Raw genomic sequence first — 26,740 nt, 5'->3', positions numbered from 1 at the left:
CCGCTAGACATCGGAACTTCGTAAGGCGTTTATCGGACGTGCGCACGAAAAACGCGATAAAATCCGGGTGCTCCACAACCAAGGGCTATCTATGCGTGCGATCGCTAAAGGAGTCGGCTGCTCTGTCGGGACCGTGCATCGTTATGTGCACATGAAAGACCAGGCGCGTGCATGATCCACATCCTGGCCTCCGTCTATGCAATAGGCACGTGCAGCTCACCTTGCTAAGCAAGCATGACTCACTACCTAAGCACCTAGGTTTTCAGTAGAGACACCCTCCGCGCATGTCACGCCCGCAGAAATGTAACAAATTAGAAACAATCCTATGAAAACTATTGAACTTAATGTAAAATGTAAAGACATTTTACTTTCTAAATATACGAAGGACATTTCATGAAAAAAGTTGTTCATTAATTCTCTCTAGCATGCTTGCAATTTCCTCAATTATCTCTCCCCCTGCAATTACAGAAGAGCAAGAGGTGGAAAGCTTGGATAACCCTATCGATGGGTCTATCGAGCGGGAGTATAGGAACGTGTTTCTTCAGAATGGAATCACCGACAAGTCAATTCAAGATCGCCTAATTGGGAAAATTGAGAATGGTGAATTAATTGACGCAGATAATCCAGAATCGGAACCTATACGCAGTGAAGAAACTGAGGAGTACGGTCGAGTAACGAAGAAGAATATATACCAGGATGGTTCCGTTAGTACGGTAGAAATGGGACCTAGTAGGTACGCTACTAGAGGAACCGGGATTTCCAATTGCCGAAGCTACGATCATTTGAACTGGGTTCGACACGATAACTGCCGAGTTGTGTACAACGGCATCGCTTTCTCGTACTCATTCTATGCAGATTATTCAACGGCAAAGAGTGGGAAAGTAAACGCTACGATTAGGAATATGCATAGCCCGATAATTCATAGAGCCATTGGCCACACTACAAGTTCGCCCTCCCTTGAAATAACCCAACAATGGCAGAACCGAAATATATCTCCAGCCTCAGCTAGAATGTCTTTCCAGGCAACTGCAGTGAAGGTTTTATGGACAACGACGCTATCTCTAACCCTTGAGGTTTCCGGAGGCCGCGCTCAAGCGTTATCTTGATGCAACTATGATGGTATATGATATTATATTTTCTATATTTGCCGTAGCATTACTAGTGGCCTTGACACTATTCCTGATAAAAGCGGTGTCCTTTATAAAAGGGGTACGGCAAGACATAAAAGACATAAAAGGAGAAGTTACTGGCAAGGGGAATTCTTCCAATAAATTCCAGGATTTAGATATTGAGTGATAACTGTATTTCACAGGTAATATAGTTACCGCTCCTAGTGGTGAACGTTCAAGACCTGCACCACTGTTGAGTCGGAGTTTTAGGTGTTGAACTTTACTGTCTGCGTGCTAGTGCTCGCGTCACCTTTTCTCCTGCCCTCATGCATACCGGGAATCAGCCGACGATTAAAGGCAGGAGTCTCCGATGTGCTGACTCCAGACGGTGTGGTGCTTCACGCTTCGTTGTCTTTCGCCCAATTTACTAGCTCTCTGGTGCGATTTTAGCCCCCTCCGGCCACCAACCGCTGCCCACACAGTGTCGAGCAGTCCTTTAGCTTCGTAGATCGCATCCAAGTGCCCACCAAACAGGGGTCAAGCACGATAGAGAGTTATAATGATACTTCTCCACCCGGTGACAGGTTCTATTGAATAATGCAGTTTGACGATTCTTTTCCGCTTTCACTCATCCAGATTAATCGAGTACGACTAGGAAAAGTTGAGGGAAAATCATCTTCGGCATCTAGCTCTAGCTTTGCAGCAATTTGCATTACTGGGTCTTTTTTATCATCTTCCTCTTTTTCTGGTACCTCAACGATGGTCGTGAAAATGAAAACGGAGTAATTTTCTTTCTCTGAGTCCGACAACTCTTCTCCAAATCCGACAATTTCATCAATAAGGAGACTAAATATCGGCTCGGTCTGGCCTAAGAGGTAAGCTTGTTCGGATGCTAAAAGAACCTTATGAGACTGTCTTACACGTTCTACTGCTTCCTGATATTTCTCTTTCGCTTTGGGCAGAGATTCGAATGGACAGACGAATTTCGTTATATAGCACCAAATGTGGACGCTTGGATTTAAACTTTTATTTAGCATATATTTCTATATTATCTTGGAGTCCAGTTAGTGCTATAAGCACCGTTTTGCCTGTATTGGCCAATTGTCTTACAGTGTCTCTTAGCATGATTGTCACCGAATCTGGAAACGAAGTTATTTGCTTCTTTTTCAGCCTTTTCTGGATCATTTTTATGGTTTCCGATGACGAAACCAACAACTGGGTTACCTGTTGTATTCTGATGGACTTGGCACTTCACCGTATACATCCCTCTATTATTCTTAGTCCGTGGGTCGTCTGGACCCAGCCCATATGCTAGGGGAGCTAAACAACTCAGTGCGACTAGAATGGATAAGATTCCAGCGTGATTTTTACAACTCTTTTCATAGTTCAGCAGCCCTCAGTTAGCAAAGGAAAACGCCATCGATTCGGCCTGTGGCAACGCCAATATTAGTACGTGTCCCTGGTTGAATTGATTTGCATTGAGTGTCGAGCCCGAAGGCTAGCACTACTTTTACTCGTTGTGGGTCGCTTCCTCCACAATTGTTATAAACTTGGACGAATCCCTTTTCTGCTCGCGCTACAATGCAATTTGGTGCTGGAACAGCAGCCATAGTTGTTAGGGTAGCTTCGGTACTGCGAACTTCGGACCCTGCGAAGAGAACTTCGGCAACTTCACCTTTGGCAAATCTTGCGCTTTGACCCGGTTCTAGTTCGGCAACTTTTAATTGGTTGGTTGATAGATTGAAAGTGGGCGTTTCGGTAGCAGTTGCAGTCGCAGTGGTAGCTGTAGAAGTAGCAATGAAGCCCGCGGTGATTATCGCTACTTTCCTAAGAAATAAAGACATTATTCTCCAACCCTGATAGCTTACTTTTCCAGAAACTTATTCGATCGCCTGAGAGCCGTCAAGAGGTTGTTCAGATTTAAATCTTAGCCAACCATTATTAGGGGCGTGCGCATTCCAAGAGTGCTGATGCATTACTGAGGTTGAGTCGTTGCTGCCATTCTGCATAAGACCAGGTTGCTGAAGCGTAAACGGACCGCCTCAGCGTAAAGTTTCTCAGGTATCGTTCCGTTTCAGTAGATGGGGAAATCTGGAACATGCCAAGGAAATTTGATCAGGATGCCAAGGAACGTCCGGTCCGTCTCGTGGAAGATCGCATCTCGGCGGAAAATACGTCGATGCACCCCGCGTGCCAGGCAGCAGCCCCAAAGTTGGGGTTTCATGGCATACGGCCCGTCTTTGGACTTAACCCTGCCCGCAGTGCCGGGGACATACCAGAGTCCAAACCTGAAGATTTGGCTGCCGAAAACGCAATGCTAGACCGTGTAAATCACCAGCTACACGAAACTAATGAACTTCTGAAGGCTGCCCGAGTTTTTCGCGTCATAACTCGACCCAAAATGTGGGAAATGATCCGATTCATCGATAACTATCGAGATCTTTTCCTAGTCGAATGCATGTGCACCGGCGTTATAAAATAACCGGGCTGGTCAATCGTTTTTATTGTCTCGCATGATTATCGCCAATCCACAGGCCACAACCCGAGGACTTTAGCGATCCTTACCGTCGCGACTGCGTGCAAGTTGAACACAGGAGTACTCTTCACCGTGATAACGACGGCCTCTTTGGCGCCGGCTAACATCCTAATCAAACCCCGAACTTCATACCGAGCCGGAGGCATAAACGTCTACACCACTACACGGGACTTGACCGTCCATATTAACGCAGTGCCCACGGTGGCACCGGTGAAAGATGAGCATGATGTGGTTGTCCCCCACGAAAAACATGACCTTCAACCCCCTGCGAGGCAAGACGGATGACTAACGAGTCTGGCTCCCGCAGCATGGCACTACACCCGCTGCGGGAGCCTTTGTCGTACTCACGCTGGGTTGTGCGCGCTGCATGGCCGCCGAGATTGGGCCAGCGGCAACGCACTTTGCTTACTGGCTAACCACACCGCACGATGGGTTGTGGATCGTAGACCGTGGTCTTGGTCTCGCGGGAAAGCTCCTTGCCGCTGAGATCCTTGATGATGCGGGTATCGGACGTCGTAAAGCCCGGGGCACCGGATGATGGCGAACAGTCGCTGCCTGGCACGGACCTCGGTTGTGGCTCGGTCTTGGCCCAACGGCCGTTATTGATGGATTCCACCTCTACCGTCTTGGTGCCTTTCAAGCGGACGGTGATCTCACCGCCGCCAAAATTAGTCTCGATCTGCACTGGGGTATTGAAAGTATTGGTAAATTGCAGGTCAATGGCGCCCTCGTACACGGTAGCCTCGCGGCCGGCCGGGTAGCGGGAAATGTAGTACGAGTGCGGGGTGTGCGCGGTATCCTGCATGCCCGCGAAGTACGCGGCGTTATACAGCGTGGTGGCGAACTGGGAGATGCCACCGCCCACGGCGGTACCGGAATGGCCGTCGATGATGATGCCGGATTCCACATAGCCCTGCGCGGTGCCGCGGGGGCCGGTATAGCCGTTGAGGGAGAAGGTCTCACCTGGGTTCACCACGGCACCGTTGACCTCTTGGGCCACCAGCTGAATATTGCGCCCGGAGGCAGAAGAGAATCCACCGGTGGAGAACTCGCCCACGGTATCGTTAAACGTCGCGTTTTCGGCGTCCTCGGTGGTGAACTCGGCTGGGTCTGGCTTGTAGGTTGCGTCCCACTCGCGGTCATCGCCAGTCACACGCTTATCAAAGCCCTCCATGGTCGGCTTCCAGTCAATAATCTCGCCGTCCTGGGAGGGCGTGACCTGCTTGGAGCCACCAGCGAATTTCACTTTGGCGTTCACGCCAGGCACATCGGCGCCATCGGTGCGCTCTTGCAGCAATTGCTGCGCGCGGTTGCTATCAACCACTAGGTGCAGCCGACCATCCTTTTTCTCAATGCTGGTGAACTGGGAAATCTCCGGCTTATTCAGCGTTGCGGTGACGTTATTTTTCGCCTTCAAGGTCAGCGGATTATCCAGGGCCTTGGCGGCGTCACCGGTACGCATCTTTTCAATGGCCTCGTCATTAATGGCCGGCTCAATTTCTTCCGGCTCCACCTGCACGCCAGCCTTATCGAGCCAATTCGCTGCCACCGCATCGTGCAATTCGGTGCCTTCTACGGTCTGCCCCAACGTGGGATCGGTGACCTTGAGCTGACCATCATTAAGCTCCAGCATGCCATCGACCGGATCGGTAGAAAGCTCGTCTTTGACGCGGTCAAGGGTGGGCTGCAGCTTGCCATCATCCACATCGGTTTCAACCGGGATGTCTTCTGTAGAGCGAAAGAAACTAACCAACCGGGTAATGGGGTTGAGGGAAGGCTCCTCGATGCCATCGACGGCGGCCTGGTTATCCAGCGCCAGGCCGGATTCGGCAGGGGTAAATTCGGACTGCAGATCTCCTGCGGTCACGGTCACGGGCTGGGTCTCAACGCCCTTGAGCTCGTCCTCGAGCTTGGCCACGGCGGCGGTGCGCTCCATGGCGGAGATATCCACGCCGCCGACGGAGACGCTGCGCGGGATCTTGTCCTGGTTTGCTATGACATCCCAGGCATAAGCGATGCCCGCAATGAGGACGAAGCCAACGATCACGCCAAGCGTGATAAGCCAGCCCTTTGCACCGTTTTTTCCTTCTGCCTTCTTCACGCCTTAAAGGTTAACGGGTAAAGGGGCGTTTTTCCTAGTCGCTGTCCCCATCGTGTACGTGGCGGGCGGCATCGCCGAGGCGCTCAGGGGCCAGCCTGCCCTCATCCACGGCGCCCACGACGGCATCGATCACCGCATTAATATCGGCCTCGGTGGACCACAGGGGCATGTCGGCGCCGGCGGCGAGGGAGGTAATCACGGCATCGGCAAGCGGCAGCGAATCCGAAATCGCCGCCATGCCGCCAATGTCATCGGTATAGATGGTGCCGTCATACTGTAAGGTCTCGCGGGCAAGGCCGTAAGCTTCCGGCAGGATGGAGGCAGGAGTCTGGCCATCGCCCAGGCCCGGGACCGCGAGGTGGCCCATCATCAGCGCCGCATTCGGTGCTGCGGACATGGCATTCCGAAAGGGAATGAACTCATGGTTCTCAAGCTCTTCTAGCGGCGGGGTAATGGCCTCCGCCAGGTGGGTATCGCCCGAGGCACGGCCGTGGCCCGGGAAGTGCTTGAATACGGCCTTAACCCCGGCGGCATCCAGCCCGCGGGCGAAGGCGGCGCCGTATTCGCCGGCCTGCGCGGGGTCGGTGGAAAAGGCGCGGTCGCCCACAACCTCGAGGCCATCGCCATCGACATCGAGCACCGGCGCGAAGTCCACGTTGATGCCGTAGTCCATGAGCCGCTTGCCGATGTCCCCCGCCAGCTGTTCCACCTGCTCCGGCGAGTTGTCCGCCGCCATCTGCTGCGCGGAGGGGTATTCGCCCAAGATTTCAGAAAAACGCTGCACGCGCCCGCCCTCAAAATCGATGGCGACCTCGAAATCGCGGCCTAGTTCCGCGCGCAGGGCGTTAATATTGCGGCCCTCTTCTTCTAGCAAACCAGGATCCGCCCAGCTGGGGATGAAGATGCCTCCCACCCCGGCCTCCAGCTTGGCCTTGGCGTCCTCATAGCTGGTTGCCGGCGGCATGAGCACCGAAGCTGCGGTGGCGCGAATATCCTCCGGCGCCGGCGCTGGTGCCGCCTCGGTGGCGGGCGCGAAGGTATCGGGTGATGAGGACGCGGGAGCGGCAGATTCGTGCGACTTGTCCTCGTCCGAGGCGGAATTAGAGCAGGCGCTCAGCACCGCCACGAGGCCCAAACTGACAATGATGCGGGAATATGTCATGCCTTCCAGTGTGCAGGATTCCTCGCGAACTGTCCTAGGCGGTGGGTAGACTAGTGACATGAGTAACGGCAAAACAATGTTAATTGCCTATGATGGCACCGAACGCGCCGACCGCGCCCTGGAGTACGCCGCCCAGCTTTTGCGCCCCTCCACGGTGGAAATCCTCACCGCGTGGGAGCCGGTGGCCCGCCAAACCGCGCGCGCCGTCAGCCGCACAGGCATGCACCAGTCCACCGTGTCCCCCGATAGCGTGGAAGACGATCCGGCTTACGAAGAAGCGCTGAAGATCTGCCGCCAGGGCACCCAATTGGCCGAAAGCCTTGGTTTGGCCGGCCGCGCGCATCTCGTGGAATCCGCCACCACCATCTCTTCGGCCATCGTGGATGCCGCGCACGAGCTCGACGTGGATGTCATCGTCACCGGCACCCGCGCGCTCACCGGCTTTCGCGCCTGGTGGACCAACTCCACGGCGGACCAGATCGTGCGCAACGCGGGCCTGCCCGTCTTTATCGTCCCGCAAGAAAACGACGAAGACGCGGATGACGACGATCCGGAATACTTCTAAGTAGCTGCTAATATCTTTAGCCATGGCTCTGGAATCCGATTCTTTAAACAAGCGCACCCTCGGCCCCGCCGTGGGTAGCGCTGTTGTGGGCATCGCCCTGGGCATTATCACCATCATCGGCATCGCCCAGTTCTCCGGCAGCGATACCGTGCCGGAAGGCAATGCGGTCTCCGCCGATGATGCGGTGCTGGGCGGGCCTGAATACGGTTCCCGCAATTAGATGGGCGCACCGGCGTGCATGACCGGACCGATCAGCTCCCCCGCGGCCCACATAGCGGTTCCTATGTACACCGCTACCGCGCACTAGCCCGCGCCCTGCGCCACCGCTGCGCGCGCCTTGCCCGGCCCTACCCGCTCGGCATTATTGCCTTGGCGCTCATCCTCGCGGTACAACCGTGGGGGCTGACCGCCGCCGATACCAAACACGATCTGGCCGCGAACCCGCGCCACTTCCTGCGCGGCGCGCTCGATGCCTATACCGATATCTTTACCCTGGGGCAGCTGCAGAACCAGGCCTACGGTTACCTCTTCCCGCAAGGCCCCTTTTTTGTTTTAACCGAGCCCCTGCCGGATTGGATAGCCCAACGCCTGTGGTGGCTGCTGGTCTTAAGCGTGGGCTTTAGTGGCTTTTACAAGCTGGCCACCCGGATAGGCCTGCGCGGCCGGTGGATCTGGGTAGCGGCGATGCTCTATGCGCTCTCCCCGCGCTCGCTGTCCACGCTAACGGCCATTTCTTCTGAAACCTGGCCCGTCATGCTCGCCCCGTGGGTCATCCTGCCCTTCCTGCGGGAAAAACTCACCTGGCGCGATGCTACCGCCGCCACGATTCCCGTGGCGCTGATGGGCGCGGTCAATGCCACCGCCACGCTCGCGGCGTGCACCCCGGCGCTTGTCATCGTGGTCTACCGCCGCGCCTTCAAGCCCGGCGCGGCCTGGCTGCTTGGCTGCCTGTGCGTATCCGCGTGGTGGATTGGCCCGCTTTTAATCTTGGGCCGCTACGCCCCACCGTTTACGGAATTTATCGAATCCTCCCACGTGACCACCCGGTGGCTGAACCTGCCGGAAATCCTGCGCGGAACAACGAGCTGGTCACCCTTTGCGGATGCCGAGCGCGTCGCCGGCAACGAGCTCGCGACCTCTGCCTTCTTTGTCCTTATCACCATGGCCGTGGCCGCGATAGGCATTTATGGACTGTGCCGGCTGCCCCGCGTGTGGTCCATCATGCTGATTACTGGCGTGGCGATTTTGGGCTGCCAGGCGGCGTGGTACCTCGATGCGCTCGATGGGGTGCTAGCACCCCTGCGCAACCTGCACAAATTCGATCCGTTGGTGCGCATCCCGCTGCTGTTGGGCTTTGCCCGCGCCTGCCAGCGCCTGCCGCTGCCCACTGGCCTGCGCCCCACCAAGAAGCAGACCGTGGGCGCGCTGGTGCTGCTCGTGTGCATCAGCGCCCTCTCCCCAGCCTGGTCGCAGCGGCTGCTGCCCCTAGGCGCCTACGACGAGGTGCCGGACTATTGGCACGAGGCCACGGATTATATCAACGAGCACGCGGAAAATACTCGTACTTTGATCTATCCCGAGGCCTCCTTTGCCCGCCAAGAGTGGGGTTGGACCCGCGATGAGCCGGCGCAGCCGCTTCTTAATGTTCCCTGGGCCGTCCGCGATGCCATCCCCCTTGTTCCCCCGGAGGCCATCCGTGGCCTCGACGGGGTGATGGCAGCGCTGAAGGAGGATCCGGCCAGCGGCGTGCGCGCCTTGCAGCGCTTGGGCATCGGCGCGGTGATGGTGCGCCACGATCTCTTTGCCGCCGATAATGACACCTTGAGCAGTAAATTTGGCGGTGACGTGCATACTTTTGACGAGGTCGATGTGATCATGCTCGAGCAGCATTCCATGGCTTTGACCTCAGCCGATCCCGTCCGCGTGGCCGGTGGCGGCGAGGCGCTGGCCTTCCTCGATGCCCACAATGGCCCCGCCGCCCGCGAGCTGGTGGACGATGATGCCGATATCGTCACCGATACCCCCACTCTTGTGGATCGCAATTACGGCACGCTCCACGGCGCCGCCTCGGCGCCGCTATCCACAGACGATCCCAGCCACGTTTATAACCGCCTGCGTGATTATCCCTCCGCCGGCCCGCTGACCACGGTGGAGACCCACGGCGGCGATGTGGAGGTCTCTTCTTCTGCCGCCGACGCCACCGCCTTTGGCGGCGCCCAACCGGAAAAGTCCGCCACCGCCGCCGTCGATGGGGAAAATTCCACCGCCTGGTGGCCCGCGCCCGGCGACGATGAAGGCTGGATCGAGCTGCGCGGTGACTTCAGCCAACCGCGCCTCAAACTCATGGCCACCAGCTCCACCACGGTCACGGTGCGCTCGGGTGGTGCTGCAGTAGAGGTGGATCTCCAGCCCTTCCGCTCCAAGACGGTGCGCGTGCCCGGCGGGGATTCCCAGGCAATCCGCGTGGAACTATCCCACCGCACCGGCATCGCGGAACTGGAGGTAGAAGGCCACCCCATCGAGCGCGTGGTCACCGTGCCAGATACCTCGCCGGATGTGCACCAATTCTTCTTCCAGCAGATGGTGCACGATACCGGGGTGCTCATCCGCGATGTCACCGTGCCGCGCCGCATGGAGGTCACCGTGGATTCCACCAAGCCGGTACTCATCGATTCCCACCGGTACTCCCCCGGCAGCACCCTAACCCTCGAGCCCGGCGTCCACCGCGTACGTACCACCGGCGCATGGGTGTCCATGACGGAAAAGGGCTGGTCCCCGCCAGACGATTATCGCCTCACCGATTTTTCCATCGCTGCTGCAGAAGAGGAGCGCCTGCTCATTACCGGGCGCGCCTTCAATAAGGGCCTGCGCGGATTTATCGGCGATACCGAGCTCACCCCATACGAGATCGATGCCGCCACCCAGGCGTTTATCGTCCCCGCGGGCACCACTGGGGAATTCCGCATGACCTTTAAGGCGCAGCCTGCCTACCGCGCCGCCCTGCTCTTTGGCGGCGCACTCGGCCTGGCCACGCTGGGGTTCTGCCTGCTTTTCGCCGCGCGCCGCAGCCCGCAGCCCACCTGGCACCCGGATCCTGGCGGCATGGCCTCTGCGATGTACTCGCTAGCCTGCCTGGCACTGGTGGGCTGGCCGGCAGTACTTGCGGGCATGGCCGCCTGGCTCATCGTGCGCTGGACCACCATTCCGCGGGCTTATTTTGCCAGCGGCGTGGTAGCGGCGGCCGGGACCATCCTTGCCCGAGCTCCATGGACCTCAGGGGCCTATGCCGGCGATTCCGTGCTGCTTATGTGCTTATGTGCCGCGGGGCTGGCCTGCCTTTTCGCCGTCGACGGCCCCGGCCCCGGACCCGGCCACGGCCCATCAGAAGGTCGCGGCCCGGGCGCTCGATAAGCGTATAGCTCGCCGCAGAAACCACAACGGTCCCCACCACCGTGACGGCAAGGATCACCCAAAAATCCAGCGGTTTCCCGCTAAACAGCGCCACCCCGGTTAACGGGAAGGCCACGGCGAGCACCGCCACGTGCCACAAGAAAATGGAATAGGACCACGCGCCCAGCGCCTGCATGAGCGGCGAGGTAAGCCACGAGGTTCCACGTGGAACCAAGGCCACCGGCACCACCACGCACGCCGCGAATACCGCCCCAGCGATGATGCGGCGGGCAAATTCCGCCGGCTCCGGATGCACCAGCCCGGCCGGCCCAAACCAATCCCGGCTCGCCACCCACAGCACGAGCCCCGCCAGCACAACCCAGGCCCAGCGCACCCGCAGAATCCGCGCCGTGCGCTTGCCGATGCCCCTTTCTTCCACCTCCGCCGCCAGCATGCCCACCGCGAACCACGAGGCATAAGCCGGCGGCCAGATTTGCGAGTTGACCTGGTCCTCGCCGTAGTCCGCGACAAAGGGGATAAATCCCCACCCCCAGCTCAGCACGGCGCCGCCGGCGATAACGGCCATGCGCCAGCGCTGCGGCAGGCTGCCAAGGGCCCACACCAGAAGCGGTAGGACCAGATAAAAGAAGAACTCCACGCAGAGGGACCAGAGGTGGGTAAGGCCCGGGGCAAGGCCATCGACCACATAGATCTGCGTGGAGGTCAGGTTGGCGAGGATCTGGGTGGGGGTGATGGAGTGGGCATCGGGAAGCAGCAGCAAAACCGATACCACGCAGGCGTAATAGGCCGGTGCCAAGCGCGCGATGCGGGAGTGGGCATAGCCGCGCGCCGTGTGCAGCCCCCGCCGGCGCCACAATAAAAAGGCGCTGAGGGCGAAAAAGACGGCGACGAAGAAATCGAAACGCCCGGCAAATCCCCACCCGGTGCCGGTTTGGAAGGATACGTGGGTGACAATGATCCCTAGTGCTGCAACCGCGCGTAGGCCGTCTAGCTCCGGCAGGTGCTGGGGTAGTCTTTTCACAGATGCCTGCGTGCGCACGCTTGCTCCTTTACCCCGGAAACCTGAAACTGATTGGATATAGTACTGCAATGAGCCGCTACCTTTGGCCACGCTCGCCACGGACGTGGGTTGTCATTGCCGCAATCATTTTCCTCCTCATTGGTACCCTCGCCCCGACCCTCTACAATAACCGGACCCGCCCGCTGGGCTTGGATCAAGATTTTTCCACCTCGAGCGGACCCACCGATGCGGTATGGATGGACGTGCGCGCCCTCATGGACGGTGAAGCCCCCGCTACCGCATCCGGCGATGACCCGCGCTGCGCCGACAAATCCGCCCCGATGTGGTGCTACCAGCACCACGGGCCGCTGACCTTGGAGCGCACCATTACCACCGGCGAGGTCGCCGATGATGACACCATCGCCACCACCGATTCCGTCACCAGCCTGCTTGCTGGAAAAGCTGGGGACTCCCAAGAGGAAATCGCCACCATCGATCAGCACTCCGTGCTTAACCGCGAATCCACGTTCCCGGTAGCCGATCCTGTCAATAAATGGGTCCTCGCCTTGCCCGAGTTCAACGCCGATCTGACCCGGGAGGACTTCGAGCGAGACGGCCTTACCTATTTCTTCCCCTCCGGCACGGAGCAGCGCTCCTACGCATTTTTTGATCTCCTGGCCCAGGAATCCACGCCGATGGACTTTACCGGCGACTCAAAAGTAGATGGCATCCCCATCTACTCCTATCACCAGGACGTACAGCCGCTGCCGCTGAAGAACACTTTTAGCAATATCAGCGCGGATTTGGGCAGCACCACTCAAACGGACGAGCTGAAAACGGGCGATTTCCAGTTGAAGGGTCCCGCCAGCCGTTTTTATGACTCCCACTCGCGCGAGCTTTTGGACTTGGATGCGGATGCCGCCGTCATCGTCGAGCCCTTTTATACCGTGGGCCGCGATATTTCGGTCGAACCCACCACCGGTACCATCGTGGATGTCCGGGAAAACGTCAAGGTCTTTTTCGCCACCGATATCCAGCAGGCGGGAACCCTCATCGCGGAGGATGACACAGAGGATCGCTCTGTGCTGGCAGCGGATTTCCGGTGGTCAGAGGATACCCGTGCGGAGCGCCTCGCTGAGGTCCGCCCGGTAATCTACGCCATCCGAGGGCTTATGGCCGTTGGCTGGCTGGGCAAGGCCATCGGTGTTTCCCTGCTCATTTTCGCCGCCTACCAGTACATGCGCCGCCACCGTGACGCCCATGATGCCGCACACGCCTAGGCGCGTCCTCCTCGGGCTGTGGGGAATTATTCTCGTGGCCGCGGTGTGCTGGCCCTTCGCGCTGCCCGGCGAGTTCCTCTGGCGCGATATGGTGCTCTTAAACGATCCAGGGCTTACCCCATCCGCGCTGGGCGGGGGAAGCCTGCCTGCCCGCAACGCACCCCAAGATGGGTTTTTAGCCTTACTCGGCGGCGCGTGGGCCGCCCGGGTGCTCATCTTTGCCGCCGCCGGGGCCGCCGCGCTCACCGCGGCGGTGTGGTCTCGCACCACGATAGCGGCGCTGGCCGCGATGACCATCGCGGTGGCCAACCCCTTTGTCATCGAACGCCTCTTACAAGGTCAATGGTCCCTGGCCATTGTCGCTTGGCTGCTCCCGGTCATCGCCTGGGCGGGGCGCCGCCACAGCTGGCTGGCGTTGATCGCCATGTGGGGGGCGTCCCTTACCCCCACCGGTGGGCTATTGGCTGTGGTCACCGCCCTTTTTACCTGCCGGAAGCGGGTCTCCCTGGCGGGCTGCCTCTTGTGGCTGCCGTGGCTGGTTCCAGGCCTTTTCCAACCCAGCGTGCCCGGCGATGCCGCAGCCGCCGTCGCGGCCTTTTCCCCGCGGGCAGAAGAACACGTGGGCACGGTGGGCGCGCTTTTACGCCTCGGCGGAATCTGGAATGGCGAAGCGGCCGTGGGCTTAGCCGTATTCGGGCTCTTCGTCGCAGTTCTCGCGCTGGCGGGTGCGCACCGCGTCCCGGCGCGCTTGACCATCCTGGCCGCCCTAGGACTCGGCGGGGCGCTGGCGTGTTGGCTACTGCCCAGCATGCTGGAATGGGCCATCGATAACGTTCCGGGGGCGGGACTCTTGCGCGATAGCCACAAACTCACGATGCTCGCGCTGCCGCTATACGTTGCCTCCATCGGTGCGCTGCCACAGATTCCAGCCGCGCTGGCGCTAGTGGCCGCCACGATTCAGGTTCTGCCTGCCCCGTCCCGCCTTGCCGTGCTTTCTCCCCGCGATACCGGGGTGGATGAGCAGCTGGTGCACGATATCGACGGCCGCCTGGCATTCTTTCCGGAGCGGCCCAATTTGGTGGAGATTCCCACGGGAAATAGCGGTGCGCATACGGAAGACACCCCGGGAGTCGCGGTCGATCCCTATTCCAAGGCCGTGCCCATGGTGGAATCCGGCGAGCTCAGCGTGGACGGTGAGGTCATCGATCAGGCCTCGCCGCAGTACCGCGCGGCGCTGCGCGCCTGGCAGGACCAAGATATGGCAGGCCTTGCGGAACTTGGCGTGGGCGTCGTGGTGGTTGATGGCGCCATCGCCGCAGAGACCAACGCCCCGCGCCCCGAGCTGCCGTGGGCGCTTACCGCCCTGTGGATGACCGCCCCGCTACTAAGCCTTGGAGCAATTGCGCAAAGGCAGCGCCGGTCTTGTCCCACGAAAAGCGCGCGGCAAACTCCCGGGCATTAGTCCCTAGGCGCCGGCGCAGCTCTGCGTTCTCCAATAACTCTTGGGTGGCCGCCACGAAATCGCCCTCTTCTTCTACAAGGATCCCGGTCTCGCCATCGATTACGCTATCGCGCAGGCCAAACGCATAACCTACCGTGGGAACCCCATGTTGGGCGGCCTCCATGACGGCAAGGCCCCAACCCTCTTTGTGGGAGGGCATGAGGTGGGCATCGGCACGCGCGAGCAAGGCGTGCTTATAGTCTTCCGTCACCTGGCCGCGAAAACGCACGCGATCCGTCACGCCGAGCTTTTCGGCATAATCGCGCAGGTTCGACTCCCACCAGCCCGAGCCAATCACATCCAAAACCGCGCCCGGCGTGCGCGCCACCGTATCCATGGCGTGCTCGATCTGCTTGTGTGGGACTAGCCGCGAGAGTGTCACCAGGTGCTTATCCGCCTCGCGCTCGAGGGAAGGCACGTGCGCCGGAATGGGGTCTAGGCCATTGGCGATGATCCGCGCGCCGTCAATGCCGAGCGCCTCCAAATCCTCGCGCGAGGCCTGCGAGACCGTGACGTAGGTCGAATCCCGATATACCCGCGGTGCCACGCGCGATTCCAAGAACCAGCCCAGCCGCCCGAGCACCGGACCGGCCACGGGCCATTGCTCGCGGTGGCAATGGTGGGTAAGAAGCACCGTCGGCGCGCCGTAAATCAACCGCGCGAAGAAGGGAATGCCGTTTTGGGTATCGATGACCACGTCAATACCGCGCAGATCCCCCAAGCCCAATCTCCCGGCCGCGATGGCCGCCCACGCGCGCGGGTACACGCCAAACTTGGCACCGCCGCGGCTATAGCGCACGCCATCACGGACCTCCCGGCGCGCCGCATTCATGTGCTTAGAGGTGCGAAAGACCACCTCGTGGCCCTGCGCCGCTAGGTACTCCCCCACGCGTTCGAGGTAACGCTCGGAGCCACCGCCCTGCGGGTGGGTGGAATCGCGCCAGCATAGTAAAAGAATTTTCATCGTGGGGTATTAGCCTAGTGGTTTATGAAACACACCCGCGACATGGCCACGCTCTCCCGCTCCTGGGCGCTGCTGCGCTCTTTCCGCTTCGAGCAAACCCGCCCCGATATTTTCTACGGCGGCCTGGCAGAAGATACGGCCAGGCTGGTGGAAAACTTGGGCCGCGATTTGGGCGTGCCGCTTGCCGATGCCCTCGTGCTCGACGTAGGCGGCGGCCCCGGCTATTTTGCCGCCGCCTTCGCGGACCGCGGCGCGTCCTACGTTGGCCTTGAGCCCGATGCCGGGGAAATGTCGGCGGCCAATATCCACCTCAGCAATTCCGTGCGCGGCGATGGCACGCGCCTGCCCTTCGCGGACGATTCCTTCGATGTGGTCTATTCCTCTAACGTCGCCGAACATATCCCCTGCCCGTGGGATATGGGTAAAGAAATGTTGCGCGTTACCCGCCCCGGCGGCCTGTGCATCATGAGCTATACCGTCTGGCTCGGCCCCTTCGGCGGCCACGAAACCGGGCTGTGGGAGCACTACGTCGGCGGTGCATTCGCCCGCGACCGCTATACCCGCCGCAATGGGCACCCGCCCAAGAATGTCTTTGGCACCTCACTATTTAATGTCCCCTGCTCCGCAGGCCTCACCTGGGCCGAGTCCACCGGCGCGCTAAAGCTCGCCTTTCCGCGCTACCATCCCAGCTGGGCGTGGTGGCTGACTAAGGTTCCTGGCCTGCGCGAATTCGCCGTGTCCAACCTGACGTTGGTACTGCAGCCGGACTAGGCCGCGCCACAGCTCGCACCGAGGTTGTCCTACTATACTGCCCAGCATGCCGGACCAACTACAGCGCTCACAGCTCTCCCCCACCGTTCGCGCAGCTCACCTGGGGTGGGCCGTGGCCAGCGTCGTCGCCACATTTGCCGGTGCGGCACTCATTGGCATCGCCTGTGGCCTCATTACAAAGAGCGGTTCCTGGGTCGCCTTTGGCATCGCCGTCGGCGGTGCCTTCTTCGGCTTGGGAACGGTCTGGTACGGATTTTCCCGCCGCTTGGGCTGGTCGTGGCGCGATGCCGGGTTTGTGAAAGCCGAGCATTCCTTATGGCACCTGCTGTGGTGGATTCCCCTCGCCATCCTGGGCTCTGGTGCGGCCACGGGTGCCGTCAATGCACTCCTGGGCAGCGAACCAGCCGGCAATAACCTTTCCGCCGGACTAAAGATCAGCCCCGCCGCCACCATCATGGTGGTACTCAGCACCGCGCTTGTCATTCCCCTCGTAGAAGAGGTGGCCTTTCGCCGCGTCCTATTGGATTGGCTGCAAAATTCCATGCCCACCTGGGCAGCAGCGCTTATCACCGTCGCTGTCTTCGCCCTCGCACACGGCATCCCCGCAGTAATGCTCTACATCGCATTCTTTGGCACCTTTTTGGTGCTAGCACGCCTCTGGTTCAAGACACTTACCGCTCCCCTGTGCATTCACATTGCAAATAACACGGTCGTAGCAATCACGGCCCTAGCGGGACTATCGGGCTAAGGAGTCCCTGCGCAGCGGGAGAAAGAAGCGCTAGTTCAGTAGCCGAGGTAGGACCTAAACTCACAACGCTTCATATCGACAGCGCACAATTTTCGTTATACGATATTTTCATGCCTGTGAACATCACTCAAGACCAACTCGACAATTGGGTTTCCGAAGCAGAAGAAGGCTACGACCCAGAAATGTTGAAAAAGCGCGGACGTGGACGCCCCGGTCGCGGAGCAGAGCCTGCTCAGGTCGTCGCTGTACGCCTGACTACCGATGAACTTAGCGCCCTAGATCGCCTAGCTACGGAAAAGAATCTCACCCGATCTGAGCTTGTCCGCCAAGCAATCAACGCCCTCACGGCGGCACGAGAACAGCCAAATCCGCCACAAAGCACGGTATCGCAGAAACCGACGGAATCCATGCAGCTTCCTATCCACTGTGGATAGAGCCTCTTGACGATGACCCTAACCAATGGCGAGAACTCCGTTTCGGTTTTGATACACACGCTCGACTACTGGACACCGTCGTCGTTGTTGCCTCCGACGGGGACGAACTATTAATCCATGTAATGAAAGCTCGCCCACACTACAGCAAGCTCCTCGAATAACGACGTTCCAGTCCTCACCGGTTGGGGCACTCGCCGAGGGGCCCTGTTGGACCCGTGACCAATCCTAGAGACGATTTATTCCCACTTTCGTAGTGCAGGAATCGTTCCGAGGCCTAAACCACAGAATGTGTTGTTTAACCCCAACAAAGATCTAACCCCAGAGCTTTACGCTGCTGGGGTTAGCTTTATGCGGGATTTACCGCGGATGAACGCGTTAGGAAGCGGCGTCCTCCACGCGCTTCTTCAGGGCGCGGAATTGGTTCCACACTTCCTCAGGCACGCGGGAGCCCAAGAAGTTCAGGTACTCGGCGTTGTCTTGCATATCGCCTTGCCATTCCTTCGGGTCAACGTCAAGGGCGGCGCGAACGTCGTCGATATCGAAGTCAAGGCCTTCCAAGTCGATGTCCTCGGCGCGGGCAGTACGGCCGACCACCGTGTCCTCGGCCTCCACGTTGCCTTCGATGCGGTCGATGATCCACTTAAGAACGCGGGAGTTCTCGCCAAAGCCTGGCCACAGGAAGCGGCCGTCGTCGCCGCGGCGGAACCAGTTAACCAGGAAGACCTCTGGCATGCGGTCGCCGCCCTTTTTACCCATGTCAATCCAGTGCTGCAGGTAGTCACCGGCGTTGTAGCCCATGAACGGCAGCATGGCCATCGGGTCGTGGCGCAGCGCGCCTACTTCGCCCTCTGCCGCTGCGGTCTGGCCGGAGGACAGCAGTGCACCGATCATGGTGCCGTGGTTCCAGTCGAAGGACTGGGTGACCAGCGGAACCGTGGTCTTGCGGCGGCCGCCGAAGAGGATGGCATCGATTTTGACGCCCTTCCAGTCGTCGTATTCCGGCGCGGCGGTGGGGCACTGGGAAATCGGTACGCAGTAGCGGGAGTTCGGGTGGGCGGCCTTGGTGGACGATGCCGGCGTCCAGTCCTCACCGGTCCAAGAGATGAGGTGTTCTGGTGCCTCCTCGGTCATATCCTCCCACCAGACGTCGCCGTCATCGGTAAGCGCAACGTTGGTGAACAAGGTATTGCCCGGCTTCATGGTATCCATGGCGATCGGGTTGGAGTCGTAGTTGGTGCCAGGGGCAACGCCGAAGAATCCGTTTTCCGGGTTCACAGCGTAAAGGCCGTCCTCGCGCAGGTGCAGCCAGGCGATGTCATCGCCCACGACCTCGGCCTTCCAGCCCGGAATGGTGGGGGTGATCATGGCCAGGTTGGTCTTACCGCACTGGGATGGGAATGCGGCGGCGACGTGGTAGTTCTTTCCTTCAGGGTTCGTCAGCTTCAGGATGAGCATGTGCTCAGCCATCCAGCCTTCTTCCTTGGCCATGACGGACGCGATGCGCAGCGCGTAGCACTTCTTGGCCAGGATGGCGTTGCCGCCGTAGCCGGAACCGTAGGACCAAATCTCCTTGGTCTCTGGGAACTGGGTGATGTACTTATTGTCGTTGCATGGCCAAGCAACGTCCTCTTCGCCTGGCTGCAGCGGGGCGCCGACGGAGTGGAGGGCGTGGACGAAATCGCCGTCCGTACCGATCTTGTCCAGTGCTTCTGCGCCCATGCGGGTCATGATGCGCATGGACAAGACCACATAAGCGGAATCGGTCAGCTGCACGCCAAGCTTGGGCTCTGGATCGCTAATCGGGCCCATGCAGAAAGGAACGACGTACATGGTCCGGCCCTTCATGGATCCACGGAAGGCCTCCGTCATTTCTTCCTTCATGGCCTTTGGCGGTGCCCAGTTATTGGTTGGGCCCGCATCTTTTTCCTTCGAGGTGCAGATGAAGGTGCGGGATTCCACGCGGGCAACGTCCGCAGGGTTGGACCGCGCCAAGTAGGAATTCGGGCGCTTTTCCTCATTGAGCTTGATGAGGGTGCCTTTATCGACCAGCTCTGCGGCGAGGCGGTCAGCCTCTTCCTGTGAGCCATCCACAAAAGCCACCTCGTCCGGCTGGAAAAGCTCAATGCTTTCATTAATCCAATCGATCAGTTCTTGATTGTCTGTAGGCAGCTCTCCAACGAGGCCCTGAATGGTGGCGGTCATGAAAAATTCTCCTCTGGATAGGATGTGAAAATCGGGGCATATCACGGCCCAACTTTGCCTTCCGCCTCCAGATTAACCGGCAAAGACAAAATATTGGTCACATTAAGTGTCATTTTTCCCACTCCGGTTATATCCACCGCCGTGAGCGGACATTTACCGAGCACACTGTGGATAATTGTGATATCAAGCGTGATTTTCTCCACACCATTTCGGGGGTATTAAAGCTTCCTATTTACCCATTCTATGCCACAAAGAACCACCCCCGCAGAATCCACCAGTTATCCTCCCTCCCCCATACGGTGGGGAAAATACCCGGCGCGGCATATTGCTTGCCATGCCTGGACAGGGAAAAATAGGGCGCAATGAATAGCACGGATAATTCTCAAAACACCCCTGCCGGAGAAATGCCGCCGGGCCGCCCGCCGCAAACGGACTTCAATGCGGTCTTTGATAATGACGTGGACTACCCGCGCCTGGGCAATGTCACCTTCCGCCGCGGCAAGCTCACGGATAACCAGCACCAGCTTTTTGAGCAACGCTGGCCCGAGCTGGGCCGCGTCTTAAGCGATGAGCTTATCGATGTCGATGAGTGGTTCGGCCGCACCGGCGCCAAGACCATCGTGGAAATCGGCTCCGGCACCGGTACCTCCACCGCGGCCATGGCGCCGCTGGAGCAAGACACCAATATCATCGCGGTAGAGCTCTATAAGCCCGGTTTGGCCAAGCTCATGGGGCAGGTGGAGCGCGAGGGCATCGATAATATCCGCATGATCCGTGGTGATGGCGTGGAGGTCATGGTGCGTATGATTGCCCCGGAATCCCTCGACGGCATCCGCGTCTTCTTCCCGGACCCCTGGCCCAAGGCGCGCCACCACAAGCGCCGCATCATCCAATCTGGCACGCTCAACCTCTTTGCCTCCCGGTTGAAGAAGGGTGGCGTCCTGCACGTTGCGACCGATCACGCCGGTTATGCCGAATGGATAGATGAGCTCGTACACGTCGAGCCCAGCCTGGAGTACAAGGGCTGGCCGTGGCCGGATTGCCCGCAATTGGTGGATCGCCAGATCATCACCAAGTTTGAGGGCAAGGGCCTAGATAAAGAACACATCATTACTGAATACCTGTGGGAGAAGAAGTAAATGAGCACCTATCTACTGGTGTGGGACGCACCCAATATGGATATGGGGCTCGGCTCGCTGCTCGGCGGGCGCCCCACCGCGGCGCACCGCCCGCGTTTTGATGCCATCGGCCGGTGGCTGGTCTACCGCGCGGTGGATGTCGATGCGGATCCGCAGGCCGCAGTATTTACCAATGTCTCCCCCGGCGGCGCCGATGTGATTCGCCCGTGGGTGGAGGCCATCCGCAACGTGGGCTTTGGTGTCTTTGCCAAGCCGAAGATCCACGAGGATGATGACGTGGATCCGGATATGATCGACCACATTGAAAAACTGCGCGATGATCTCGCCGGCGTCGTGGTGGCCTCTGCCGATGGTCAGAACTTTCAGCCCTTGTTAGAAGAGCTCATTGATGAGGGCCTGCCTGTTACCGTCCTGGGTTTCCACGAACATGCCTCTTGGGCCGTGGGCCACCCCGAGATCGAGTTCGTTGACTTAGAAGATATTGACGGCGTCTTTCGCGAGCCGCTGCCGCGCGTCAACCTGGATAACCTGCCTGAAGGTGGTGCATGGCTCCAGCCATTCCGCCCGCTGGCTGCGCTACTGAATAATAGCTAGGAGGCTTACCCCACATGTTTGAAAAATGGGGACGATTTTCCTACGCGCACCGTAAGGTCATTCCCATCGTCATCCTCGGTGCCATCCTTGCCCTCTTCGTAGGCTTTGGAACCCAGCTCGAGGAACGCATGAGCCAGGAGGGCTGGGAGGACCCGAATGCGGCATCGACAAGCGCGGCGCAAATCGAACAAGAAACGTTCGGCCGCGATAATTCCGGCGACGTGATTTTGCTCTTTAGCTCGCCCGATGAGAACTTCGATGCCGCCAAGGAGCACTTGGCGCAGCTCAAAGAGGAGTACCCGGATCAGATTGACTCTGTCACCAGCTATTTCGATAGCAAGAATCCCAACCTGGTCAATGATGATCACTCGCTGGCCTTTGCTGCCATTGGGCTCAAGGGCGATGATGAACAAACCCTGAAGGATTTCCGCGCCATCGAGGGCGCGCTGACGGATACCTCCGCGCCGGTCAAGGTTGCCGGCGCCACGGCCGTGGCGGACGCCCTCGATGAAGGCATGGCAGAAGATATTGCGCGCGCGGAAAAGGCCGCGCTCCCGCTCGTTGGCCTGCTGCTTCTGGTGGTCTTTGGTTCCGTAGTGGCGGCGTTCATGCCGCTTATCGTCGGTGGCCTATCCATCCTGGGCTCGCTGGGCATTTTGGCCGTCCTGGCCGGTTTCCTGCAGGTCAACGTCTTTGCCCAGGCAGTGGTCACGCTGCTGGGGCTGGGCTTGGCCATCGATTACGGCCTATTTATGGTCTCCCGCTTCCGTGAGGAACTGGATAAGGGAAGTTCCACCAAGGATGCCGTGGCCACCACCACCGCCACCGCCGGGCAGACCGTGGTCTTTTCCGCGGCGATGGTCGCCGTCGCGCTCTCTGGGCTCTTCCTCTTCCCCCAGGCCTTCTTGAAGTCCGTTGCCTATGGCTCGATTTCCGCCGTCGGCCTGGCGGCCCTTTTGTCCGTCACCGTTTTGCCGGCCCTGTTTGGCATGCTCGGGCCCAAGATCGACCTGTGGTCGGTACGCCGCACCTCCCGCACGGCCCGCACCATTCAGGACACCTGGTGGTACAAGCTGCCGCGCTGGGCCATGCGCCGCGCCAAGGGCCTGACCCTGGCCATCTGTGGCCTGCTCATTGCGCTCGCACTGCCGATCATGAGCATCACCTTCGGCGGCATCAACGAAACCTACCTGCCGCCCAACCACGACACTCGCGTGGCGCAGGATACCTTCAACGACGAGTTCCCTGCCTTCCGCACCGAGCCGGTCAAGCTCGTGGTGGAAGGCGCCACCAACGAGCAGCTTGTCGATGTCGTCATGCAAGTCCGCGGCCTCGACGGCCTTACCGAGCCCATGGGTCCATCGACCGCCACCAAGGACGGGACTACTGTCCTTTCGGCTGGCATTAAGGACCGCGAGGACTACGCACAAATCGTCCACGAACTCGAGGACGTCAAAGCGCCCGAGGGCGTCAACCTGTATGTCGGCGGCACGCCAGCCATGGAGGTCGAGTCGCTCGATGCCCTCTTCCACAAGCTGCCGTGGATGGCGCTGTACGTCGTACTCGCCACCTTCATCCTCATGGCATTAGTCTTTGGCTCTTTCGTGCTGCCGATTAAGGCCATTGTCATGACGCTGTTGACCCTGGGCGCCACCCTGGGCATCCTCACGCTCATGTTCGTCATCGGCGTGGGCTCTGGCGCGCTGAACTTCTCGCCCGGCCCGCTGATGAGCCCCATTCTGGTGCTGATCATCGCCATCATTTATGGACTGTCCACCGACTACGAGGTCTTTTTGGTCTCCCGCATGGTGGAGGCGCGGCGGCGCGGCGATTCCACGGATGAGGCCATCGCCACAGGCACCGCGCATACCGGCGGCATCATCACAGCGGCGGCCCTGATTATGATCGTGGTGGCGGGCGCGTTCGGCTTCTCCGATATCGTGATGATGAAATACATCGCGTACGGCATGATTTTTGCGCTGCTTATCGATGCCACCATTGTCCGCATGCTCCTCGTACCCGCCGTTATGCACCTGCTGCGCGAGGATAACTGGTGGGCGCCTAGCTGGTTGCACCACTTGACCACTAGGCTTTCTGGTAGTACCACCCGCCGTGGGAAGACCATTCCCTTCAGTGAGTTAAAGCGGCGCCTTGAAGGAGATAAATAATTGAAAAATTGGCTGCAAGTTATCGCCTCGCTCGTCATCCTGGCCATCCTCATCTATGTCTTCCGCGATGAGCTGGACTTTTTAAGCGAAGGCTTCTCCCGGCTCTCCCACGCCGAACCAGGGCCGGTAACGCTCGTGGTCGTTGCCTCCATCCTCTCCGTCGTGGCCATGGGTGAGGTCATGCGCCTGCTCATCCGCGCCGGTGGCGTGGAGGTGGAGGCCACGGAAACCGCCGCGCTTACCTTTGCATCCAATTCGTGGTCCACCACCATGCCCGCAGGCCCCGCCTTTTCTGCCATTTTGACCTTCCACGTGCAGCGCACCTGGGGCGCCTCGGTGGTCCTGTGCGGCTGGTTCTTCGTGCTGTCATCGGCCATTTCCACCCTGTGGCTGGTGCTTATTGGGCTCGGCGGCGTGCTCTTCCTCAATGCCGATATGGCCCTGTGGTCCCTCATCGGCACATTGGCAGCGATGCTGGCGCTCTCCGGCGGGCTCTTCTGGCTAAGCAACCACCCCGAAACGCTCGAGCGCTGGGTAAAAAAGCAGCGGCTGATAAAGGGTTCCAAGCGCGAAGCACTGCTCGAGCACGTAGAGAGCCTCAAGGAAGTGCACCTCACCCGCCGGCAATTCGCCTGGGCGTCGTTCTACTCCTTGACCAACCGGCTCATTGACATGGTCGCGCTCTGGGGCTGCGTCTGGGCTGTGACCGGCCAGATGCCAACGACCGATTCGGCCGATAACACCACCACCATCGCCGGCGTCGCGCTGGCTTATCTCACCGCCAAGCTGGCCGGCTCCGCCCAGGTCACTCCGGCGGGTCTCGGCACGGTGGAAGCGGCGATCATCGCCACGCTCGTGGCCACGGGCATGACCGCAGTCGATGCCACCAGCACGGCGATCATCTACCGCCTTATCTCTTTTGCCTTCATCACCGCTATTGGCTGGGTCATTTACTTCTGGCACTATGCCCGCAAGGGCATTACCTACGCCGCGCTATCCCGTAAAGAAAAAGAAAAGGAAACCGTATGACTTCCACGCGTATCGCTCCGCTCATTGACATCATCGCCTTGATGATTTTCGCCATCGCCGCCCGCCTCGCCCACGGCGGATTGAGCTTTTCCAGCTGGGTCGATGCCTTCTGGCCTTGGGCGGTAGGCGCGCTCATCGGCTGGGCCATCATCCTCGCCACAAAGGTCCAGGGCAAGTGGAAAGAGGGCGTTGTAGTCTGGCTGTCTGCCATCATCGGCGGCATGGCCCTGTGGATCATGGTCAATGACCGCCTGCCACATTGGAGCTTCCTCATCGTTGCGACCGTGATGTCCGCCCTGTTCTTCTTTGGCTGGCGGCTATTTGCCCGTAAATAAATACGCCCAGCCCATGGGAAAGACGCTTTCCCTAGGGCACACATCAGTCAAATTCAATCATCAGTTTTTGGCTTTGCGCTGTCCACCTCGCCCCTTGTAGGGGTGATCGGCTCAAAATAACATTTCAACCTAATAGTACGGGAAAGCTTTTAGTGAATAATTGCCCGTATCCGAACACAGAATTTCAAAATCGGATACCGCTCAATTATCCCTACAAGAAGTTGAAAGGCTCCCGTAGTGAAAGCTGCAACCCGTAACTATCTAGCGCTTGTGGCCTCAGGGGTTCTCATCACTGCCGCTTCCCCTGTCGCCGGCGCTATCGATTCTGTCGAATCGGCTCCACCGATTGAAGAGAATTCAGAGCTTCCAGAATCCTCTTTTATTGACGAGGCACTTAAAAGCTCAGGACCCGCTGAAGATTCACAAGAGGCGGCATCAATGGCCGAAGAAGCCTCCAAACTCCCTCCCCTTTCATCAGGGCTGTTGGGTTCAGGTGACCATATTGGAGACCAATACACTGCTTTCTATCATGATCCGGTAGACCTCGATTCCTCGGAGCCAGGACAGCTCTTCCGATCAGAATCTGTGCGCAACCCCAAAAATCCACTTGGCATCAGCAACGTCGGCCCCTATAAGGCAGACCGCATACTCTATTCTTCCACCAACCGTTCTGGAGAAAAGATCCAAGTAAGCGGGATGGTCATTGAGCCCAAGGCCGAGTGGGGCGGAGAAGGCCCACGCCCTGTCGTAGCATTTGCGCCGGGAACCCAAGGTTTAGCGGACCGCTGTGCCGCATCTCGTAAAATTGCAGACGGGGTAGGAGACTACGAGCAGTTCTATTTCCATCAGTACCTTAAGAAGGGCTATGCCGTAGTACTCACCGACTACGAGGGCCTTGGCACCCCTGGCATGCACACGTACATGGATCGTGCATCCCAAGGCCATACGGTCCTCGATAGCATTCGAGCTGCGCAGCAACTGGATGGCTGGGACATTAACGAATCCAACCCAGTATTCATCAATGGCTATTCCCAAGGCGGAGGAGCCGCTGCCGCTGCCGCCGAGCTATATGACGACTATGCTCCGGAGCTCAACATCAAGCTTGCGACTATTGGTGCTGCCCCAACAGATCTAACGTTGTTGCCTTCTGCCCTCGATGGATCATTGTATTTCCTCTTCGAGGCGTATGCCCTTTTGGGACTAAGCAACTCCTATGGCGAGGATCTGTACTCGCATCTCAATGACAGGGGCACACGAAAGCTACAGGATGCGACGAATACCTGCACCATGGGGCTTCTTAAAACCGCCGACACTACCGTGGAGCGGATCAGCAACGATGGCAGGAACGTGCAGGACTTTATTGACAGCGAGCCTTTCAAATCGATACTGGCAGAGCAGCATATTGGCTACGATGCACCCGCTATTCCAGTCGTCATCACGCATGGCCGCGGTGACGACGTTATTCCGTTTTCTACCGCTGAAAAGCTCGTCGATGAATGGACTGAGCGCGGCACCGATGTCACTTTCATCCCCAATAACGCCCACACTCACCCGACCGGTACCATCCCGCACATCATCGAATCAGTAAAAGCGATCGACGCCACCCTACAGCACGAGAAGGGAAGCCAGTAAATACTTGCTCTCCCCCTACACCATGTAAAAAGGCTCCGAGGCAAACAAACCTCGAAGCC

22 protein-coding genes and 1 pseudogene are annotated in these 26,740 nt (G+C 59.0%); 16 read left to right on the top strand and 7 right to left on the bottom strand.

The window, feature by feature from the left end; all coding sequences use genetic code 11:
• Positions 1-31: 31 nt before the first annotated feature.
• Together QP970_RS11680 and QP970_RS01460 are read left to right on the top strand one after the other, a co-directional pair.
• Positions 32-175, top strand: coding sequence for a helix-turn-helix domain-containing protein (locus QP970_RS11680; RefSeq protein WP_156904645.1), 144 nt, complete (start codon positions 32-34; stop codon positions 173-175).
• A 250-nt stretch (positions 176-425) separates the two neighbouring features.
• Positions 426-1,106 (top strand): hypothetical protein, encoded by a 681-nt coding sequence (locus QP970_RS01460; protein ID WP_023024208.1) that lies wholly within the window; start codon positions 426-428, stop codon positions 1,104-1,106.
• A 590-nt stretch (positions 1,107-1,696) separates the two neighbouring features.
• Here QP970_RS01460 and QP970_RS01455 read toward each other — a convergent pair.
• From QP970_RS01455 to QP970_RS01440, 4 genes are all read right to left on the bottom strand, one after another.
• A complete protein-coding gene (locus QP970_RS01455) occupies positions 1,697-2,146 on the bottom strand; it encodes a hypothetical protein (RefSeq protein ID WP_023024210.1) in 450 nt (149 codons plus the stop codon).
• Between the two features lie 363 nt (positions 2,147-2,509).
• On the bottom strand, positions 2,510-2,953 hold the full coding sequence (locus tag QP970_RS01450) for an alpha-amylase inhibitor (RefSeq protein WP_239269270.1): 444 nt from the start codon (positions 2,951-2,953) through the stop codon (positions 2,510-2,512).
• 1,104 nt (positions 2,954-4,057) lie between these two features.
• Positions 4,058-5,746, bottom strand: coding sequence for a VanW family protein (locus tag QP970_RS01445; RefSeq protein WP_239269271.1), 1,689 nt, complete (start codon positions 5,744-5,746; stop codon positions 4,058-4,060).
• A gap of 34 nt (positions 5,747-5,780) precedes the next feature.
• Positions 5,781-6,908, bottom strand: a complete 1,128-nt coding sequence (locus tag QP970_RS01440) for a glycoside hydrolase family 3 N-terminal domain-containing protein (RefSeq protein WP_284849690.1) — start codon at positions 6,906-6,908, stop codon at positions 5,781-5,783.
• Positions 6,909-6,966: 58 nt separating this feature from the next.
• On the opposite strand from QP970_RS01440, the gene QP970_RS01435 reads away from it, so the two are divergent.
• From QP970_RS01435 to QP970_RS01425, 3 genes are read left to right on the top strand one after another with little or no spacing between them, the layout of a single operon-like run.
• A complete protein-coding gene (locus tag QP970_RS01435; protein WP_239269273.1) occupies positions 6,967-7,473 on the top strand; it encodes a universal stress protein in 507 nt (168 codons plus the stop codon).
• 22 nt (positions 7,474-7,495) lie between these two features.
• Positions 7,496-7,693: a DUF2613 domain-containing protein gene (locus tag QP970_RS01430; RefSeq protein ID WP_023024221.1), complete on the top strand. Its 198-nt coding sequence runs from the start codon at positions 7,496-7,498 to the stop codon at positions 7,691-7,693.
• 14 nt (positions 7,694-7,707) lie between these two features.
• Entirely contained in the window at positions 7,708-10,884 is a 3,177-nt protein-coding gene (locus QP970_RS01425) for an alpha-(1->3)-arabinofuranosyltransferase domain-containing protein (RefSeq protein WP_284772127.1), read from the top strand.
• On the opposite strand, the gene QP970_RS01420 is transcribed toward QP970_RS01425, so the two are convergent.
• On the bottom strand, positions 10,778-11,923 hold the full coding sequence (locus QP970_RS01420; protein ID WP_023024225.1) for an acyltransferase family protein: 1,146 nt from the start codon (positions 11,921-11,923) through the stop codon (positions 10,778-10,780). The two genes, QP970_RS01425 and QP970_RS01420, sit on opposite strands and share 107 nt — an antisense overlap.
• 50 nt (positions 11,924-11,973) lie before the next feature.
• Here QP970_RS01420 and QP970_RS01415 point away from each other — a divergent pair, with 50 nt between their 5' ends.
• Both QP970_RS01415 and QP970_RS01410 read left to right on the top strand, forming a co-directional pair.
• Positions 11,974-13,164 carry a PorA family protein gene (locus QP970_RS01415; RefSeq protein ID WP_239269275.1) on the top strand — a complete coding sequence of 397 codons (1,191 nt, stop codon included), beginning with the start codon at positions 11,974-11,976 and terminating at the stop codon, positions 13,162-13,164.
• Complete coding sequence (locus QP970_RS01410; protein WP_239269276.1) at positions 13,145-14,626, top strand: MmpA family trehalose lipid delivery protein; 1,482 nt, start codon at positions 13,145-13,147, stop codon at positions 14,624-14,626. The genes QP970_RS01415 and QP970_RS01410 overlap by 20 nt, the downstream gene beginning before the upstream one ends.
• Here QP970_RS01410 and QP970_RS01405 read toward each other — a convergent pair.
• Positions 14,520-15,629 carry a glycosyltransferase family 4 protein gene (locus QP970_RS01405; protein ID WP_239269277.1) on the bottom strand — a complete coding sequence of 370 codons (1,110 nt, stop codon included), beginning with the start codon at positions 15,627-15,629 and terminating at the stop codon, positions 14,520-14,522. The genes QP970_RS01410 and QP970_RS01405 overlap by 107 nt on opposite strands.
• A 24-nt stretch (positions 15,630-15,653) precedes the next feature.
• Between QP970_RS01405 and QP970_RS01400 the strand changes: the two genes are divergently transcribed.
• From QP970_RS01400 to QP970_RS01390, 3 genes and pseudogenes are all read left to right on the top strand, one after another.
• The gene (locus tag QP970_RS01400) at positions 15,654-16,400 is read left to right on the top strand and encodes a class I SAM-dependent methyltransferase (RefSeq protein WP_239269278.1); all 747 of its coding nucleotides are present in this window, start codon (positions 15,654-15,656) and stop codon (positions 16,398-16,400) included.
• Positions 16,401-16,446: 46 nt separating this feature from the next.
• A complete protein-coding gene (locus tag QP970_RS01395) occupies positions 16,447-17,148 on the top strand; it encodes a CPBP family intramembrane glutamic endopeptidase (RefSeq protein WP_239275401.1) in 702 nt (233 codons plus the stop codon).
• A 110-nt stretch (positions 17,149-17,258) separates the two neighbouring features.
• Positions 17,259-17,501 (top strand): annotated as a pseudogene (locus QP970_RS01390) (ribbon-helix-helix domain-containing protein); the annotation flags it as partial.
• Positions 17,502-17,957: 456 nt separating this feature from the next.
• Here the strand turns inward: QP970_RS01390 and QP970_RS01380 are convergent.
• Entirely contained in the window at positions 17,958-19,784 is a 1,827-nt protein-coding gene (locus QP970_RS01380; protein ID WP_239269280.1) for a phosphoenolpyruvate carboxykinase (GTP), read from the bottom strand.
• 362 nt (positions 19,785-20,146) lie between these two features.
• Between QP970_RS01380 and trmB the strand changes: the two genes are divergently transcribed.
• The 6 genes from trmB to lipS1 all read left to right on the top strand — a co-directional run bounded on the left by trmB (position 20,147) and on the right by lipS1 (position 26,681).
• The gene (trmB, locus tag QP970_RS01375) at positions 20,147-20,923 is read left to right on the top strand and encodes a tRNA (guanosine(46)-N7)-methyltransferase TrmB (RefSeq protein WP_284869399.1); all 777 of its coding nucleotides are present in this window, start codon (positions 20,147-20,149) and stop codon (positions 20,921-20,923) included.
• Entirely contained in the window at positions 20,924-21,517 is a 594-nt protein-coding gene (locus tag QP970_RS01370) for an NYN domain-containing protein (protein ID WP_005285198.1), read from the top strand.
• Between the two features lie 14 nt (positions 21,518-21,531).
• On the top strand, positions 21,532-23,685 hold the full coding sequence (locus tag QP970_RS01365; protein ID WP_284772121.1) for an MMPL family transporter: 2,154 nt from the start codon (positions 21,532-21,534) through the stop codon (positions 23,683-23,685).
• Positions 23,686-24,714 carry a lysylphosphatidylglycerol synthase transmembrane domain-containing protein gene (locus tag QP970_RS01360; protein WP_284772120.1) on the top strand — a complete coding sequence of 343 codons (1,029 nt, stop codon included), beginning with the start codon at positions 23,686-23,688 and terminating at the stop codon, positions 24,712-24,714. It begins immediately after the preceding gene.
• The gene (locus QP970_RS01355) at positions 24,711-25,049 is read left to right on the top strand and encodes a DUF3054 domain-containing protein (protein ID WP_284772119.1); all 339 of its coding nucleotides are present in this window, start codon (positions 24,711-24,713) and stop codon (positions 25,047-25,049) included. Before QP970_RS01360 ends, QP970_RS01355 begins: the two co-directional genes overlap by 4 nt.
• A gap of 237 nt (positions 25,050-25,286) precedes the next feature.
• On the top strand, positions 25,287-26,681 hold the full coding sequence (gene lipS1 / locus QP970_RS01350; RefSeq protein WP_239269286.1) for a triacylglycerol lipase LipS1: 1,395 nt from the start codon (positions 25,287-25,289) through the stop codon (positions 26,679-26,681).
• Positions 26,682-26,740 lie beyond the last annotated feature (59 nt).

This window comes from Corynebacterium sp. MSK073 (assembly GCF_030232085.1).
In the GTDB taxonomy this organism is placed as follows: Bacteria; Actinomycetota; Actinomycetes; order Mycobacteriales; family Mycobacteriaceae; genus Corynebacterium.
Note: the sequence above shows the minus strand (reverse complement) of the source record. Positions and strands in the feature narration are given on the sequence as shown.